The sequence below is a fragment of the Streptomyces sp. NPDC058751 genome (genome assembly GCF_042746485.1).
Lineage (GTDB): Bacteria > Actinomycetota > Actinomycetes > Streptomycetales > Streptomycetaceae > Streptomyces.
The window spans coordinates 183,599-199,887 of the sequence record NZ_JBHYPZ010000005.1 but is presented as its reverse complement, the minus strand read 5'-3'; the positions used below and the strand labels follow the sequence as shown (position 1 = coordinate 199,887).

The window sequence follows — 16,289 nt, the reverse complement described above, 5'->3', positions numbered from 1 at the left end:
GACCACCACAATCCTTCGAGAGGACAACTCACCATGAACGGACGGAACTTCAGCACCGGGATCCCGGGGGTGGACTTCCTGATCACCTTTCTCCAGGGCCGGGTGCAGCGTGCCCGCTCCGGCGAACTCGACCGGGGCGCGTCCGCGGTCGAGTGGGTCATCATCTCCGCCGTCGTCGTCGCCATCGTCGGCGTGGTCGCCGCGATCATCAACGCCGCGCTGAGCGACGGCGCCAACAAGGTCGGCGACTGCATCAAGGGCGCCGACGCCGGCAAGACCTGCTGAGCTCCGGTGATGCGAGTGCGCGGAGGCCGAGGGGTACGCCGCTGGGTGCGCCGCAGGGTGGAGGCGGCCTCCGCCCGCGGTGACTCCGGCATGACCGCGATCGAGTTCGTGCTGCTCACCCCGGTGCTCTTCTTCATGATCTTCGCGACGGTGCAGTTCGCGCTGTACTTCTTCGCCGACCACGTCGCCCAGGCGGCGGCCCAGGCGGGCGCCCGCAAGGCCCGTGCCACCGCGGACGCGCAGCCCGGCGCGTGGCGCGGGGAGGCGGGTGACGTCGTCGACAGCTACATCCGCCAGCTCGGGCCGAACCTGGTGCTGTCCCCGGACGTGACGATGCTCCAGCCGGAGCCGGACACCGTCGGGGTGGAGATCAGGGCGAGGGTCCCGGCGGTCTTTCCGGGCCTGGACCTGACGGTGCACGCACAGTCCTCGGGGCCGGTGGAGAGGTTCGTGAGGGAGGAGGGGCCGTGACGGGAGCGAAGGCCCTGCGCGCAGGGTTCCTGGACCGTGTGTCCGGGCACCGGCGCGACCGGGGGCTGTCCACCATCGAGGTGGTCATCCTCGCGCCGGTGATGATCCTCTTCATCCTGGTGCTGGTGGCCTTCGGGCAGCTGGTCGACGGCCGTGGAGCGCTGGACGGAGCGGCCCGGGACGCCGCGCGGGCGGGCTCGATCCAGAAGGACCACGCGACCGCCATGGCCGAGGCGAGGAAGGCGGCCGAGGCCGACCTCGCGGACGTCTGCTCGGGGCCGGTGGACGTGACGCAGACCAGCACGGGCTTCGAGCCGGACACGCTCTTCACCGTCGAGGTGAGCTGCGAGGTGCGGGGCCTCGCGATGATCGGCCTCGACGTGCCCACGACCCTGGAGGCGTCCTTCAGCTCCCCGCTCGACCCGTTCCGGAGGACGGCATGAGACCGATCTCCGCCGGTGGGGACCGGACCCGGTGGGCATCCCGGTGGGCGACGGGCCCGAAGCCGGCCCCCGTACGGCAGGGCCCGGGGCCGACCCCCGTACGACGGGACCCGGGGCCGGCCTCCGTACGGCAGGACCCGGGGCCGGGCCCCGCCGTTCTCGGCTGGGCCGCCGCGCGCCGGGAGCGGCTCGACGACCGGGGCTCGGGCGCCGGGGCGGTCATCATCTTCGCGCTCGTCTTCCTCTCCCTGTCGGCGTTCGTCATCGACGGCGGCATGTCCATCTCCAAGCGGGAGCGGGCCGCCGACATCGCCGAGCAGGCGGCCCGTTTCGCGGCCCAGGACATCGACCTCGCATCCCTCTACGAGAACGAGAACGGCCCGGCGCCCATCAACTTCGAGAACTGCGGCGCCCGGGTGAAGGCGTTCGCCCGGGAGATGGGCATGTCCGGCGCGGACATCGCGGCGACCCACTGCGTGACCGCCGACGCCCAGCAGGTGGAGGTCGAGGTCCAGCTCACCTACTCGCCGGTCTTCACGGGGATGTTCTACGGCGGTGACGTGACCGTCCACGGGCGGGCGGTGGCGGAGAACGAGGTGGGCTGAGGTGCCACCCGGTCCGCTCAGTCCACGGCGACGCCGAGGTCCCGGGTGAGGATCTCCAGAAGCCGCGCCTCCGGCACGTCCGGAACCCGGTGACGGGCGTTCCTGACGTGCGTGAGGAAGTCCGGGGGCAGGGACACGTGGTACCTGCCGAGGTAGTACGGCAGGTCCTGACGCCACAGCCAGGTCCCGTCCGTGTACAGCGACCCGATGCCGGCCATGACGGGGCCACCCGGGTCCAGGACGTCGGACCCGGCACTCGTCTCGGCCCAGATCCCGGCACCCCGTCCGAGATACCCGACGATCTCCGCCTCGTCGGGCTCACCGACCGGATTCACGGCATCCCGCAGGAGCCCGCCCGGGGGAAACCCCCACCCGGGCACGAGTTCGGAGAAGAACCCGACGGGCCGGATCGCCCCTGTGTCTCGGCCCTGGTGCCGCATCCGGGCTACTCCGCCCCGTCCTTCTTCTCCGTCTTCACGCCCTCCGCGACGTCCTTGGCCAGCTGGTCGTCGAGTTTCTTGAACTCGCGGACCACGGCGTCGGACATCTTCGCGAGGGCGTCGAGGGCCTGGCCGATGTCCTCGCGACCGTCCTCCCAGCCGGACTCGAAGTCGTCCAGGGCGTCGTAGACGGTGTGGTCGCCCAGGTCGTCCTTGTACGACTCGAAGAGCTTCTTGGTGTGGTTCAGCCGGCTCTTGATGTCCCGCAGCCGCCCGCCGTAGTCCTCCAGTTCGCTCAGCGGGAGCGCGAGGTCGCTCTTGCCGCCACCACCCATGCCGGGTCCCCTCCTCGAGTCCTGAAGTCCCGGCCAGACGAACCGGAACGTGCTGGTCACCGCGTCGAAGACGTCGTGGAACGCCTCGGCCGGGTCCAGCACCGGGCCGGCTCCGGAGACGAGAACCACCTGGTCGGTGGTTCCCGGGACCGGGACGTACGTCTGGGCCGGCACCATACGCAGGGTACGGGTGTCGCCCCGCGCGACGGCCAAGTCCTCCGCGCCGGACGTCCGGCGCGGCACGGTCGCCGGGTCGCCGTCGTTCCGGCCCGGAGATCCTCGCGGTGGGTGTACTCGATCACCCGTCCTCTTCGCCGAAGGTGACGGGGGTGTACGTCTTCGCGTGGGCGGTGAGGAAGGTCCGGGCCTCCTCGGGCAGGGGCAGGGGTGTCACGGCCACGTAGTCGATGAGCTTCTTCGGCGCGTAGTAGTCGACGAAGCGGTATTGCGCACGGGCCAGTTCAGCCGCTTCGGCGTACCGGTGCGCGACCCCGAGGGCTTCCAGGAGACCGGAGAGTCCATACGCACCGACCTCGCCCCCGAGATCGGCGGGAAGCCGGTAACGGGTCACCTCGGAAGCCGAGAGCGGGATTCCGCCCGAGCCGATGGCCCGGAGCTGGGGGAGCCCGAAGCCGAACCACGGACCGGTCTTCTTCACGAGCATCCAGCGATCGGACATCCGGCTCTGGAAGATGGGGAGCGGCTTCGCCGCAGATCTGGCAACGGTTGATGTCGGGCATGGTTCTCCCGCTGGTCAGGTCCTGGTCCGCAGCCTCTGCATCAGAACGTACGTGTGAACGTATCGCGCCGTTCGTTGCGGCCGGAACGCCGAACAGGGCTTCGTCGAGGGGTCGTTACGTGCGGGGCGCGCCGACCGTTCCGGAGCGGATGGCCCGGAGGAGGTGGCCGACCGGGGCGGGGCCGGTGGTCAGGACGGTGTCGGGGGCGTCGGATTCGCGGAGGTGGAGGGTGGTGGGGCCGGCGGCGAGCTCGACGCAGGAGTCGCCGTCGCCGGGTCCCGAGTAGGACGACTTCTGCCAGTTGTCAGGGGTGCTCATGGGTGCCTTTCACAGCTCCTTCGTCAACCTGTGGATGAAGTCGCGGGACCGGCCGGCGTCCAGCGACACTTCCTCGACCTTATGGAACAGCGTGCGATAGGCGTTGAGCTGGGCTTCGGAGTCGATGAACGCGGCGCCCTGGGGAGCGTCGCGCACGACGGTGTCCAGCTTGGGCACCGGCCCTCCCGCGTAGGTCATGGCGCTCGTGGCGCCACCGAACCCCTCCAGGTCGAAGGGGATGACGCGCACGGTGATGTGGTCGGCCTCGGAGAGTTCGAGCACGTGGGCGAGCTGAGACCGTGAGGCGGCACGGTCGCCGACCATGATGCGCAGGGCGGCCTCGTGGACGACGCCGTCGTACCGCTTGGGCGTGGGGCCTTCGAGCAGTGCCTTGCGCTGCATACGGTGCCGTACGCGCAACTCGACCTCCTCGGCCGGGAGTTCGGGCACGCGGTAGGAGAACACCGCGCGGGCGTACTGCTCCGTCTGGAGGAGGCCGGGGACGTAGAGGAACTGGACGTCCCGCAGGAAGGCCGCGTGGTGCTCCAGCTCGGCGAGGTCGAGGAACGGCGTGGGCAGCAGGCCGCGGTACGGCTCCCACCACCCGCGTGTCCGGTCGGTGGCCATGGCGACCAGGGCCTCCACGAACGCCTCGTCCGTGCAGACGTACTGTGCCGCGAGCCTGCGCAGCCGCTTCTCGCTCACGCCCGCGAGGCCGGCCTCGATCTGACTGATCTGCGCCGGGCTCGCCCCGAGCAGGACGGCCGCTTCGCGCGACGCGAGTCCGGCCGCCTGGCGGAGCCGGCGCAGTTCCGCCGCCAGACGCACCTGACGCGCCGTCGCGTCACGCCTCAGTGCCATCGGTTTCCCCTCTCGGAGTGCCGGTGAACATGACTCGTCCGGGGCAGATTATGCGACCGCCCCGGAGGGCCCGGAGAAGGTCCGGAATCGGTGGCGCGAAAGCCGCTGCCCGGCGGCCCGGAGGCGGTCGTGCGGGGTCCGTGAAGACCGTTCCGCCGCCGCTGCGGAGGGGCGTGGGAACGGGGAGGATCCGAGTGGTGCCGCAACTCGGCCGTCCTGGAAGGCCGGTGACGGAACGGACGGGAGGCCGTACGCGGCATCCGCCCTGCCTTCGACACCCTCCCTAGACTCTCAGTAGGCTCGGTCCACCCCCCCCGAACTCATACCCACCCCAAACGACATCAGGACACCCGCCATGGCGCGACGCACCAACTCCAGTCCGACGGGCGGCTCGCCGGGTCCGAGGAATCGGACGCCGCAGCCCCTGCCCCGGCGTCGTCGGACGTTCGGGGACTTCGTGAAGGCGTTCGGGGCGCTCGTCGCCCTGCTGGTGCTGCTCGTCGGCGTGCCCGGCGCGCTGGTGGTCGCCGTGGGCTGGCCGCTGCCGCACGGGGCGCCCTCGCTGGACTGGCTCCAGCAGGAGATCACCGTCGGCACGTTCATCGACATCCTGACGGTCGTCGTGTGGTTCGCGTGGGCGCAGTTCGCCGCGTGCGTCCTCGTCGAGATGAAGGCCGCGCTCTCGGGCGTCGGGCTGCCCAACCGCGTACCGGGCGCAGGGCCCAGCCAGCTGCTCGCCCGCCAGCTCGTCGCGGCGCTCCTGCTCGTCGGCGCCGCCGCCGCGAGCTTCACCCCCGGCCTCTCCCAGCTCGGCCAGAGCCCGGAAGGCGGTCGGCAGGGCTCCGTCGCCGCCGCTCAGCGGACGCCGGGCGTGCTGTTCGGGCAGCAGCAGGAGCAGGCCGCCGCCGTGACCGCCGCGGCCGTCGCCGAACAGGCCGCCGACGCCGCGTCCCGGGCGGCGTCCCAGGCGGACGACGCCGCCTCCGCCCGGCACGGCGACACGAAGTACTACCGGATCCAGCCCCCCGAGGGCCGCCACCACGACTCGCTCTGGGAGATCGCGCAGCGCCACCTCGGCGACGGGCGCCGGTACAAGGAGATCTACCAGCTCAACAAGGACCGTACGCAGCCCGACGGGTCCAGGCTGTCCGAGGCCAGCCTCATCCGGCCCGGCTGGATCATGGAGATGCCCGGCGACGCCCACGGCGGCGAACTCGTCGAGATGCCCGACGCCGGACCCAAGGTCCCCGAGCAGGTCCAGCAGCAGATCCACGACTACGCGAAGACCGGCGACCACCGGCAGGCCGACGGACAGCGGGGCGGCGCCGACCGGCAGGACGGGAGGAGCGGCCAGGGCGACCGGGACACCGCGCACTTCCGCGTGCCCCAGCAGCGGGCCGGCGGCGACCACGGCCAGGACCGCGAGCGGGCCTCCTCCGAGGAGGCGTCCGCCGACTCGCGCCACGGACGGGGATCGCACCCGGCCTCCGACGAGAGCGGCTTCGGCCTGCCCGAGGCCCTCGTCGGCGCGCCCCTCCTCGCGGCGGGCCTCCTCGGCGCCCTCGGCCGGCGCCGCCGCCAGGCCCTGTGGCAGTCGGCGCTCGGCGCGGTCGGCGGCCGCCGGGGCATGGAGCCGCCGGTCCCGACCGGATCCGCCCAGGACGCCCAGGACGCGCTGCTCGTCGGCGCCGACCCCGAGGGCGTACGCCTCCTCGACCTGTCGCTGCGCGGACTCGCGGCCGCCCTCGCCGCCGAGTCGCGTCCGCTGCCGACCGTCTACGCGGCCTGGCTCGGCGGCAGCGGCGACCTCCACCTCCAGCTCGCCCAGCCCGCCGGAAAGCCGCCCGCGCCGTGGCAGCTCGGCCAGGACCAGACGTTCTGGATGCTGGCACGGGCCGACGCCGAGCGGTACGAGGAGGACGGCACCGCCGCCCCCTACCCCGGCCTCGTCAGCCTCGGCACCATGGACGACTCGCGGCTGCTCCTCAACCTGGAGGCCGTGCCCGGCATCGTCTCGCTGAGCGGAAGCGCGACCGACCGCGCCTCCGTCTTCGCCTCCGTCGCCGCCGAACTGGCCACCAACGGCTGGTCGGACCGCATGACGATCACCCTCGTCGGCTTCGGCGAGGACCTGACACCGCTCGCGCCCAACCGGCTGCGCCACCTCGACGACATCGAGGCGCTCGTCGAGACCATGGAGGCCGAGACACGGCAGCGGCGCGGCGCCCTGGGCGCCGCCGGACACGACTCCGTGCTCACCGGCCGCACCGGGCCCGCCCAGCACACCCGCTGGGCCCCGCACCTCGTCCTCCTCGCCGTCGAGCCGTCACCCGCCGACGCCCTCAGGCTCGCCGAACTGGCCGCCGACGCGGGACGGCTGGGAATCGGCTACCTCGTCGGCACCGAGAGCGGCGAACTTCCGGGCGCGGCCTGGGAGATGGAGGTCACGAGCGAGGGCAGGCTGCTCGCGCCGCTCCTCGGCCTCGAACTCGACGCGCAGATGCTGCCCGCCGCCCAGCGGGGGGCGGTCGTCGAACTCTTCGCCGCCGCGGACCCCGAGGGCGGGCCCGACGGCCCGACCAGCTCTCCGCCGTTCCTCGTCGACATCAGCGAGCAGGGGCGGCCCGCGGTGTACGCGCGGCTCGTGGGCCCGTACGAGATCATCGGCCTGGAGACGCCCGAGGGCGAACGCAGTCCGCTGCTGCACGAGGCGCTGGCGCTGCTCCTGCTGCACCGCGAAGGGGTGCACCCGCGGGTGCTGTCCTCCGCGCTGTGGCCGCGCGGGGTCACCGAGGACGTGCGTGACGCGCTCGTCGAGCGGTTGCGCGGCTGGCTCGGCGACGACCCCGACGGCACCCCCCGCCTCGGCACCGACGAGACCGGGCGGCTCACGCTCGCCAGGTCCGTCGTCTCCGACCTGGACGTGCTGCGCTCCCTCTACCACGAGGCCACGCAGGGCAAGGGCGTCGACAGCCGGGTCGTGCGCGGGCGGTTGCTGACCGACGCGCTCGTCCTCGTCCGCGGTCCGCTGCTCGCCGACCGTCCCGAGGGGCGCTACGGCTGGCTCACCCACGAGATCGTCGACGCCCAGCTGCCGCTGCTGGTCGCGGACATCGGCCTCGCGCTCTCCGCGTTCCACCTGGAGAAGGGCCGGGCGGAGAAGGCGATCGAGGCGCTGGACGCGTCGATGAACTCGGCGCCGGCGGACGAGCGGCTGTGGAACGAGCTGCTGCGCGCGACGCACGCGACGGGGGACGAGGACAGGGTGAGGCGGCTCGCCGCGGACCTCGTGGCCCGCAGCGGGGCGCGGGGGCTGCCGCCCCGGACGGAGGCGCTGCTCGACGAACTGCTCCCGGCCTGGCGCAGCGGTACGCCGGCGGCGGGCTGAACAGCCGGGTCCCGCGGCCCGGCCCGCACACCGGCGGGCCCGCACACCGGCGGCCTGTGGCCGCGGTCCGCATGCCGACGGGCCGGGCGCGGTCGGCACACGGGCCGGCACCGGCCGCCGTCGCGCCCGCCGGGTCCGGCCGCCGTTCGCACGGCGGTCGGCCTCGGCCGTGGCCCGTGCGCCGACCGGCCGGGCTCGCCGGCCCGGCCGGAACACCGGATTCATCCGGAACACCGGATTCATTGGGGGAACGCGTGGATCTCGACCGCTGGCTCGTCGTCGTCGCCGGGCTCTGGGGCGCGGCGGCGGGGCTTCTGGTGCCCCGGCCCGCGTACCGCTTCGCCGTCGAACCCGGCGAGCCGTGGCGGGACCGCTGCCCCGAGGGGCTGCCGATCACCGGGGCCGCGCGCGGCTGGCTGGGGCCCGCCCGGTCGCCGGGCGGCACCCGTTACGGTCCCGGCGTCCTCTTCGTCTCGCCGGTCACCGCCCTGCTCTGCGCCGGGCTCGCCCTCGCGACCGGTACGCGCCCCGAGCTGGGCGTGTGGCTGCTGCTGGCACCGCTCGGCGTCCTGCTCGCCGTGGTGGACTTCCGGGTGCAGCGGCTGCCGGACGCGCTGACCCTGCCGCTGGCGGCGGCGGCGCTCGTGCTGCTCGGGGCGGCCGCCGTGCTGCCCGAGCACGCGGGACGGTGGACGACGGCGCTGTTCGGGGCGCTCGCGCTCGGGGGCGGGTACTTCGTGCTGTTCCTCGTCAACCCGAACGGCATGGGCTTCGGCGACGTGAAACTGGCCCTCGGTCTCGGCGCGGTGCTCGGCTGGTACGGGTGGAGCGTGGTCGCCCTCGGCACCTTCGCCGGGTTCCTGTTCGGCGCGCTGTACGGCACGGCGCTGGTGGTGGCCCGGCGCGCGGGGCGCAAGACGTCGATCCCCTTCGGCCCGTTCCTGATCGCCGGGGCGTACGTGGGACTGCTGATCGGGGCGTACGCGGCCTGACGCCGGGCGGGCGAGAAGGGGCCCCTGCCGGGGGGTGCCGGGCCGGCGCGAAGGGATCCGCCGGGGTGGCGCCGGGCGGGGTGACGCGGGCCGGCGCGACGGGGCCCGTCCAGGGGGGCGCGACCCCGCCCGGCGGGCCTGGCGTCGGCCGGTGCGGCGGGCTGGCGTAGGGTGGTTGAGTCTGTCCACAACCCTTACGAAAGGGACGCTCCCGGTGACCGAGAAGGCCGACCTTCAGTCCGTGCTGGACCGTGCCGCCGAGGGTGGGCGGATCACCCCGGAGGAGGCGCTCGTCCTCTACCGCGACGCCCCGCTGCACGCGCTCGGCGCCGCCGCCGACGCCGTACGCCGCCGCAGGTACGCGGGTACCGAGCACATCGCGACGTACATCATCGAGCGCAACATCAACTACACGAACGTGTGCGTCACGGCGTGCAGGTTCTGCGCCTTCTACGCGGCTCCCAAGGACACCGACAAGGGCTGGACGCGCGACCTCGACGACATCCTGCGCCGCTGCGCGGAGACCGTCGAGCTCGGCGGAACGCAGATCATGTTCCAGGGCGGACACCACCCGGACTACGGCGTCGAGTACTACGAGAAGCACTTCGCCGCGATCAAGGGCGCGTACCCCGAGCTGGTCATCCACTCCCTCGGCGCCTCCGAGGTCGAGCACATGGCCCGGATCTCCAAGGTGTCGGTGGAGGAGGCGATCACCCGCATCCACGCGGCCGGTCTCGACTCCTTCGCGGGCGCCGGCGCCGAACTGCTGCCCGCCCGCCCGCGCAAGGCGATCGCCCCGCTCAAGGAGAGCGGCGAGCGCTGGCTGGAGATCATGGAGATCGCGCACGGGCTGGGCGTCGAGTCGACGTCCACGATGCTGATGGGCACCGGCGAGACCAACGCCGAGCGCATCGAGCACCTGCGGATGATCCGCGACGTACAGGACCGCACGGGCGGCTTCCGCGCGTTCATCCCGTACACCTACCAGCCCGAGAACAACCACTTGAAGGGCCGCACGCAGGCGACGCTCTTCGAGTACCTGCGGATGATCGCGATCGCCCGCCTCTTCCTCGACAACGTCGCCCACATCCAGGGCTCCTGGCTGACCACCGGCAAGGAGGTCGGCCAGCTCTCCCTGCACTACGGCGCGGACGACCTCGGCTCGATCATGCTGGAGGAGAACGTCGTCTCCTCCGCCGGCGCCAAGCACCGCTCCAACCGCCTGGAGATCATCGACCTGATCCGCAAGGCGGACCGCGTCCCCGCCCAGCGGACCACGACGTACGAGCACGTCGTCGTCCACGACGACCCGGCGGACGACCCGGTCGACGAGCGCGTCATGTCCCACATCTCCTCGACGGCGATCGAGGGCGGCACCGCGCACCCCGAGCTGAAGCTTCTCGCCTCCAACTGACGTACCGATGACGACCCTTCACGTCGCCGAGCAGTCACCCGGCACCGCGGTCCTGGTCGACGGGGCGGCCGTCGCCGCCGTCGGCCCGTACGAGGAACTGGCCGCCGCCCACCCGGGCGCCAAGGTGCGGCGCTGGCCCGGCATCCTGACGCCGGGCCTGCTGAACCCGTACGGCCCGGAGCTCCTGGAGGCCACCTACCACCCGGACCCGCGCGAGGCCGACGCCCTCGGCACCGAGCCCATCGGCGGGGAGCGGGCCAGGGCGATCTTCCGCGCCGATCCGGCGCGCCTCGGCGCGAGCGCCCGGCGCGGGGTCCAGCGCATGCTGGCGCACGGGACGGTGGCGGTGGCGGGGGAGCTGCGGTCGCGCGCCGTGGCCGACGCGGTGCGCAGGTCGGGGCTCGCGGTGGGGCGGCGGCCGGACCGGCTGCCGGGTCCGGCGGCGCTGTCCCCGGTCCCGCTGGTCCTGCTGCCGGCGCTGGTGCCGGGCGGTCCCGCCCGGTTCGCCGTGTTCGACGTCGCGGACCGCGCCGAACTGGTCCGGCGCGGTGCGGGGACCTGCGTGGCGACCGTGATCGGCGGGCGGCTGGTGTACCGCGGCCGCTGATCGCGAAAGGCGCCCGTTCCAGGGCAGGTGACGCCGGTCCGGCCCGCGAGGGCGTGCCGCGCGTCGCCGGGCGGGCGAGACCTCGCGGAGACGTACCGGGACCTTCGTGAACGCCCCGCGCCCGGAAAGCGGCCGCGTCGGCGGCCGGGTGCCTCGGAGCCGTCAGGTCCCTACTGCCACAATGGGAACCGTGACCCGCGCATCCCTGGACAAGCAGCCGCACGAAGTCGCCTCGATGTTCGACGGCGTGGCGGAACGGTACGACCTGACGAACGACCTGCTGTCGCTCGGACAGGACCGGGCGTGGCGCAAGGAGGTCGCGAAGGCGGTCGACGCGCGCCCCGCGCAGAAGATCCTGGACCTCGCGGCAGGCACCGCGACCTCGTCGCTCCCCTTCGCCCGCACCGGCGCGTACGTCGTCCCCTGCGACTTCTCCCTCGGGATGCTCCGCGTCGGCAAGCGGAACCACCCCTGGCTGCCGCTGACCGCCGGCGACGCGACCAGGCTGCCCTTCAAGGACGACACGTTCGACGCCGTCACGATCTCCTTCGGGCTGCGCAACGTGCAGGACACCGACACCGCGCTCCGCGAGCTGTACCGCGTCACCAAGCCGGGCGGGCGCGTCGTGATCTGCGAGTTCTCGCACCCCACCTGGGCGCCGTTCCGCACGGTCTACACCGAGTACCTGATGCGCGCGCTGCCCCCGGTCGCCCGCGCGGCCTCCTCCAACCCCGACGCGTACGTCTACCTCGCCGAGTCCATCCGCGCCTGGCCGACCCAGCCGGAACTGGCCCAGCGGCTGATCGGCGCCAGCTGGACGAAGGTGGCCTGGCGCAACCTGACGGGCGGCATCGTGGCCCTCCACCGGGGCTACAAGCCGGCCTGACGCCCGGCCCGGGGGAAGTGCCCGGGCCGGCTACCCGAGGACCTCGAACGGGTCGCCGGGCAGGTCGAGTTCGCGGCGCAGCCCGCCCGACGGCGGACGCGGCGGACAGGGCTCACGCACCCCGGCGCCGCCCTCCGCGTCGCCCGGGTCGAACCACACCGTGACGACGGCTCCGCGCGGCACCTCGGCCCCGGGCTGCGGAAATTGCCGTACGACGTGGTCGACGACCGTCCGATGGAAATCGGGCCGGTCGGGCGCGGCGAGCAGAACACCGCGAGCCTCTGCCGTCTCACGCGCGTCCACGGCCATCAGACCGACGAGCCGCGGCACGCGCACTTCGGGTGTCTTGGGTGTCATGCGCACAGACGTCACCCCCAGCGGTACCGGAAGGGTAAGCCTCGGCCGTGCCCTTCCGGAACCCGTGCGGAGACGCGCGGGGCTCCGTCACAGGGCCAGCCGGTAGCGGTGGCCCTCCTGGTGCGACGAGGGCAGCGTGAACCGCTCCGCGAGCTCCATGCCGAGCCGTCTGGTCACCGCGATGGAACGGGTGTTGCCCGAGTTGACCATGGCGACGACGTCCGTGACGCCCGCCGCGCGGACCCGCTCCAGCGTGGTCCGCGCCGCCGCCGTGACGTACCCCTTGCCCCAGTGCTCCCGCCCCAGCCGCCAGCCGATCTCGATCTTCCCGGCCGGGCCCCAGGAGTGCGGCCACGGCTGGGCGCCCGTGAAGCCCAGTACCTCGTCCCCGGGACCGACCATCGTCCACAGACAGAACCCGTGCTCCGCGTCGTGCCGCCGCTGCCGGGCCGTGAGTTCCTCGTAGACGGACCGCTCGGCCGCGCGGCCGCCGTGGAACTCCATGACCTCGGGATCGTCGAAGACCCGGTGCCACGCGAGAGCGTCCTCGTCGGTGGGGACGCGCAGTCGTACATCGGGGAGAGCTCGGTTCACGGGGCAGCCCTTCAGCCGGGTGATCGGTACCGCTGCATAGACTGCCCATGTCCAGTGCCCGTCGGCACGTTGATTTCGAGTCTTGGGGAGACCCCGCCGTGACCGAGCCCCAGCCCCTCTCCGAGAACACCGCCGACGTCATCGTCGTCGGGGCCGGGCCAGCCGGCTCCACCACCGCCTACTACCTGGCGAAGGCGGGGCTCGACGTCCTGCTCCTGGAGAAGACGGCCTTCCCGCGCGAGAAGGTCTGCGGCGACGGACTGACCCCGCGCGCGACCAAGCAGCTGGTGTCGATGGGCATCGACATCTCCGAGGAGGCCGGCTGGCTCCGCAACAAGGGCCTGCGCATCATCGGCGGCGGCGTACGCCTCCAGCTCGACTGGCCGGATCTCGCCTCCTTCCCCGACTACGGGCTCGTGCGCAAGCGGGACGACTTCGACGAGCAGCTCGCGCGCCAGGCGCAGAAGGCGGGCGCCCGGCTGTACGAGCGCTGCAACGTCGGCGCCCCGGTCCTCGACGAGCGCACCGGCCGGATCATCGGCGTGCACGCCAAGCTGGGCGACGCCGACTCCAAGGAGAAGCGCGAGGTGACCTTCCACGCCCCGCTGGTGGTGGCGGCGGACGGCAACTCCAGCCGCCTCTCCCTCGCGATGGGCCTGCACCGCCGCGAGGACCGTCCGATGGGCGTCGCCGTCCGCACGTACTTCACCTCGCCGCGTCACGACGACGACTACCTGGAGTCGTGGCTGGAGCTGTGGGACCGCCGGGGCGCCGAGGACCGCCTGCTGCCCGGCTACGGGTGGATCTTCGGCATGGGCGACGGCACCTCGAACGTCGGCCTCGGTGTCCTCAACACCTCCGACTCCTTCAAGGAGCTCGACTGGCGCGAGGTCCTGAAGGCCTGGTGCGCCTCGATGCCGGAGGACTGGGGCTACACCCCCGAGAACATGACCGGCCCGATCCGCGGCGCGGCCCTCCCGATGGCCTTCAACCGTCAACCGCACTACACCAAGGGCCTGCTGCTGGTGGGTGACGCCGGCGGTCTGGTGAACCCCTTCAACGGTGAGGGCATCGCCTACGCCATGGAGTCCGGCCAGATCGCGGCCGACGTCATCGTCCAGGCCCACGCGCGCGCCACTCCCGGCCAGCGCGAGCTGGCCCTCCAGCGCTACCCGCGCGTCCTGAAGGACACCTACGGCGGGTACTACACCCTCGGCCGGGCCTTCGTGAAGCTCATCGGCAACCCGAAGGTCATGAAGATCGCCACGCAGCGCGGTCTGACCCACCCGATGCTGATGAAGTTCACCCTCAAGATGCTCGCGAACCTCACCGACCCGACGGGCGGCGACGCGATGGACCGCATCATCAACGGCCTCTCGAAGGTGGCGCCGAAGGCCTGACCGTTCATGGGCCGCCCGGGCGGTCACTCGACGGTCATGTGTCCGAAGAAGGGGCCGCCCGGTGGTTGCCGGGCGGCCCCGGCCTTTCGACGGCACGCGCGGCGTGAGGGAGTGTGCGGCGTGCGGTGCGGGTGGGGAGTGCCGCCCCGCAAGCCGCCGGGACCGGCTCCAGGGCAACCCGAAGGACCGCTCCCCGCACAGGAAGCGGTCCTTCGGGAGTCACCCGTGGATCAGAGCACGCGCACCGCGCCCGTGGCCGGGTAGCCCGAGAGGTCCTGGATCACGACGCCCTTGGAGGGGTTGGCCGCGTCGAGGTACTGCCCGTTACCGATGTACACCCCGACGTGGTACGCCGAACCCGCCGCACCCCAGTACAGAATGTCGCCGACCTGGACATTGGACAGCGAAACCGGCGTACCGGACGTCGACTGGGCCTCGGAGACGCGCGGCAGGTCGACGCCGACCTGCTTGAACGCCGCCTGCACCAGGCCGGAGCAGTCCCACGCGTTGGGTCCGGTGCCGCCCATGACGTACGCGTCGCCGACCTGTGCCTTGAGGAAGGCGATGACGGTCGAGACGTTGCCGCTGGCGGGAGCGGCGACGTTCGTGGAGGTGGAGGCGCTGGCCGACAGGGCGGTCCGCGCCGAGGAGCGCGAGACGGCCTCGGCCGCCGCGGCCTTGCGGGCGGCCTCGGCCTTCTTCTTGGCCTCGGCCTTCTTGGCGTCGGCCAGGTCGGCCTTGGCCTGCTTGGCGGCCTTGGCGGCCGCCGCGTCGCGCTCCGCCTGAAGCTGGTAGTCGGCCGCGGCCTGCTGGGTGGCGTCCGCGGACTCGGCGACCTGGGTGGCCAGGTCGGCCGTCAGGGTCGGCAGTTCCATGGTCTGCGCCACGGGCTCGGCGGCGCTCGCCGAACCCGCCGCCGCGGCCACGGCCAGGGTGCCGATGACGCCACTGGCGACTCCGGCGCGCATCGCGAGCGACGGGGCGTTGCGACGGGGCTTCCGGTGGCTTCGTATGTGTGCGGTGTGGGACATGGGTACTAGCGGTACCAGGGGCTCGTCCATACCTTCAAGAAACGTGCGGTGCGCCACAGTTGTTCAATCGGCGGCCGAATTCGTCGCCCGTCACTCTTTATTGACGCCGTAACGGGCATTGCGGACACTGTCCATCAGGCCCGTGATCATGGCCTTTCAGTATTAAGTCCGAATTGCCCGCCGCCTACCACTGGTTGAGGCGGATGGCCAAGCCCGGCTTATTTGCCCTCGACGAGATGTGGCGCAGGTCACGGAACGGTCACCCCGGCGGCCGCGTCCCGCGCGTGAACCTCCGCCGCCTTCGCGCCATCCCCGCTCGTGAACGCGTGCACGTGTCCACATCGGTCCCGTTGATCCCCCCGAAGTGTGAACGGGTCCCCCTATCAAGGGGTTGCGTCCAGCGCGAATTTGCATGCGGCGGAAGTCTCTTGATATTGAGACGACCCTCTGGGCCTGCGGTGATGAGCAAAAATGTCACGTCTGGTGATCGAGTTGACGCTTCGCGTGTGAAGATCACCGCTCATCCGACTTCATGATCGTTCGTCAGGTGGTGGAGATCACAAAGGTAAGGGGATACCCCGTGTCGCAGATCACAGACCGCCAGGCATAGGATGCGAGGCAGTTGGGCTTGTGACCTGCTTCACATGTCCGCGATCTTCGCCGGGACGGGTGGGGTTCGCGGTGCTGGCGGGGCAGGGGTGCGGGCCCGCCGAAACCGCCACCAGTCAGTGCCGACTGAGAGGAGCGAGGAGCGTGAACGCGTATGCGCCGATCCTCGTACTGGGAGCCCTCGGGGCAGGCTTTGCGATCTTCTCCGTGGTCATGGCCACGCTGATCGGTCCGAAGCGGTACAACCGCGCCAAGCTCGACGCGTACGAGTGCGGCATCGAGCCGACCCCCACGCCGGTCGGCGGTGGGCGTTTCCCCATCAAGTACTACCTGACGGCGATGCTCTTCATCGTCTTCGACATCGAGATCGTCTTCCTCTACCCCTGGGCCGTCACCTTCGACGCCCTGGGTGTTTTCGGGCTCGTGGAGATGCTGCTCTTCGTGCTCACCGTCTTCGTCGCCTACGCGTACGTATGGCGGCGCGGCGGCCTGGAATGGGACTGAGGGGCCTTT

General features: G+C 72.1%; 18 protein-coding genes and 1 pseudogene. 11 read left to right on the top strand and 8 right to left on the bottom strand.

What is annotated here, in order from left to right; translation table 11 throughout:
* Positions 1-33 precede the first annotated feature (33 nt).
* The 4 genes and pseudogenes from ACFW6B_RS07615 to ACFW6B_RS07600 all read left to right on the top strand — a co-directional run.
* Positions 34-285, top strand: a complete 252-nt coding sequence (locus ACFW6B_RS07615) for a hypothetical protein (protein WP_028805786.1) — start codon at positions 34-36, stop codon at positions 283-285.
* A gap of 9 nt (positions 286-294) precedes the next feature.
* Positions 295-756 carry a TadE family protein gene (locus tag ACFW6B_RS07610; protein WP_386593044.1) on the top strand — a complete coding sequence of 154 codons (462 nt, stop codon included), beginning with the start codon at positions 295-297 and terminating at the stop codon, positions 754-756.
* A complete protein-coding gene (locus tag ACFW6B_RS07605; protein WP_386593042.1) occupies positions 753-1,199 on the top strand; it encodes a TadE/TadG family type IV pilus assembly protein in 447 nt (148 codons plus the stop codon). Before ACFW6B_RS07610 ends, ACFW6B_RS07605 begins: the two co-directional genes overlap by 4 nt.
* A 164-nt stretch (positions 1,200-1,363) precedes the next feature.
* Positions 1,364-1,804, top strand: a pseudogene (locus ACFW6B_RS07600) (pilus assembly protein TadG-related protein); the annotation flags it as partial.
* A 17-nt stretch (positions 1,805-1,821) separates the two neighbouring features.
* On the opposite strand, the gene ACFW6B_RS07595 reads toward ACFW6B_RS07600, so the two are convergent.
* The 5 genes from ACFW6B_RS07595 to ACFW6B_RS07575 form a co-directional block, all read right to left on the bottom strand.
* Entirely contained in the window at positions 1,822-2,139 is a 318-nt protein-coding gene (locus ACFW6B_RS07595; protein WP_386593040.1) for a hypothetical protein, read from the bottom strand.
* Between the two features lie 110 nt (positions 2,140-2,249).
* Complete coding sequence (locus ACFW6B_RS07590) at positions 2,250-2,579, bottom strand: hypothetical protein (RefSeq protein WP_386593172.1); 330 nt, start codon at positions 2,577-2,579, stop codon at positions 2,250-2,252.
* A 298-nt stretch (positions 2,580-2,877) separates the two neighbouring features.
* Positions 2,878-3,258 (bottom strand): hypothetical protein, encoded by a 381-nt coding sequence (locus ACFW6B_RS07585; RefSeq protein WP_386593038.1) that lies wholly within the window; start codon positions 3,256-3,258, stop codon positions 2,878-2,880.
* 175 nt (positions 3,259-3,433) lie between these two features.
* Positions 3,434-3,637 carry a DUF397 domain-containing protein gene (locus ACFW6B_RS07580; RefSeq protein WP_386593036.1) on the bottom strand — a complete coding sequence of 68 codons (204 nt, stop codon included), beginning with the start codon at positions 3,635-3,637 and terminating at the stop codon, positions 3,434-3,436.
* Between the two features lie 9 nt (positions 3,638-3,646).
* Positions 3,647-4,498 (bottom strand): helix-turn-helix domain-containing protein, encoded by an 852-nt coding sequence (locus ACFW6B_RS07575; protein WP_386593034.1) that lies wholly within the window; start codon positions 4,496-4,498, stop codon positions 3,647-3,649.
* 355 nt (positions 4,499-4,853) lie between these two features.
* Between ACFW6B_RS07575 and ACFW6B_RS07570 the strand changes: the two genes are divergently transcribed.
* The 5 genes from ACFW6B_RS07570 (at position 4,854) to ACFW6B_RS07550 (ending at position 11,785) form a co-directional block, all read left to right on the top strand.
* Complete coding sequence (locus ACFW6B_RS07570) at positions 4,854-7,886, top strand: BTAD domain-containing putative transcriptional regulator (RefSeq protein ID WP_386593032.1); 3,033 nt, start codon at positions 4,854-4,856, stop codon at positions 7,884-7,886.
* Positions 7,887-8,140: 254 nt separating this feature from the next.
* Complete coding sequence (locus ACFW6B_RS07565) at positions 8,141-8,878, top strand: prepilin peptidase (protein ID WP_386593030.1); 738 nt, start codon at positions 8,141-8,143, stop codon at positions 8,876-8,878.
* Positions 8,879-9,092: 214 nt separating this feature from the next.
* Positions 9,093-10,292 carry a cyclic dehypoxanthinyl futalosine synthase gene (gene mqnC, locus ACFW6B_RS07560; RefSeq protein WP_386593028.1) on the top strand — a complete coding sequence of 400 codons (1,200 nt, stop codon included), beginning with the start codon at positions 9,093-9,095 and terminating at the stop codon, positions 10,290-10,292.
* A 7-nt stretch (positions 10,293-10,299) separates the two neighbouring features.
* Positions 10,300-10,899, top strand: coding sequence for a hypothetical protein (locus ACFW6B_RS07555; protein ID WP_386593026.1), 600 nt, complete (start codon positions 10,300-10,302; stop codon positions 10,897-10,899).
* A 190-nt stretch (positions 10,900-11,089) separates the two neighbouring features.
* Positions 11,090-11,785: a demethylmenaquinone methyltransferase gene (locus ACFW6B_RS07550; protein ID WP_386593024.1), complete on the top strand. Its 696-nt coding sequence runs from the start codon at positions 11,090-11,092 to the stop codon at positions 11,783-11,785.
* Positions 11,786-11,815: 30 nt separating this feature from the next.
* On the opposite strand, the gene ACFW6B_RS07545 is transcribed toward ACFW6B_RS07550, so the two are convergent.
* Both ACFW6B_RS07545 and ACFW6B_RS07540 read right to left on the bottom strand, forming a co-directional pair.
* Positions 11,816-12,142 (bottom strand): PASTA domain-containing protein, encoded by a 327-nt coding sequence (locus tag ACFW6B_RS07545; protein WP_386593023.1) that lies wholly within the window; start codon positions 12,140-12,142, stop codon positions 11,816-11,818.
* 87 nt (positions 12,143-12,229) lie between these two features.
* On the bottom strand, positions 12,230-12,736 hold the full coding sequence (locus tag ACFW6B_RS07540; protein ID WP_386593022.1) for a GNAT family N-acetyltransferase: 507 nt from the start codon (positions 12,734-12,736) through the stop codon (positions 12,230-12,232).
* Between the two features lie 98 nt (positions 12,737-12,834).
* Here ACFW6B_RS07540 and ACFW6B_RS07535 point away from each other — a divergent pair, with 98 nt between their 5' ends.
* Positions 12,835-14,136: a geranylgeranyl reductase family protein gene (locus tag ACFW6B_RS07535; protein ID WP_386593020.1), complete on the top strand. Its 1,302-nt coding sequence runs from the start codon at positions 12,835-12,837 to the stop codon at positions 14,134-14,136.
* Between the two features lie 230 nt (positions 14,137-14,366).
* On the opposite strand, the gene ACFW6B_RS07530 is transcribed toward ACFW6B_RS07535, so the two are convergent.
* Positions 14,367-15,197 carry a C40 family peptidase gene (locus ACFW6B_RS07530; RefSeq protein ID WP_386593018.1) on the bottom strand — a complete coding sequence of 277 codons (831 nt, stop codon included), beginning with the start codon at positions 15,195-15,197 and terminating at the stop codon, positions 14,367-14,369.
* 723 nt (positions 15,198-15,920) lie between these two features.
* Here ACFW6B_RS07530 and ACFW6B_RS07525 point away from each other — a divergent pair.
* Positions 15,921-16,280 carry an NADH-quinone oxidoreductase subunit A gene (locus tag ACFW6B_RS07525; RefSeq protein ID WP_037627175.1) on the top strand — a complete coding sequence of 120 codons (360 nt, stop codon included), beginning with the start codon at positions 15,921-15,923 and terminating at the stop codon, positions 16,278-16,280.
* The last annotated feature ends 9 nt before the right edge of the window (positions 16,281-16,289 follow it).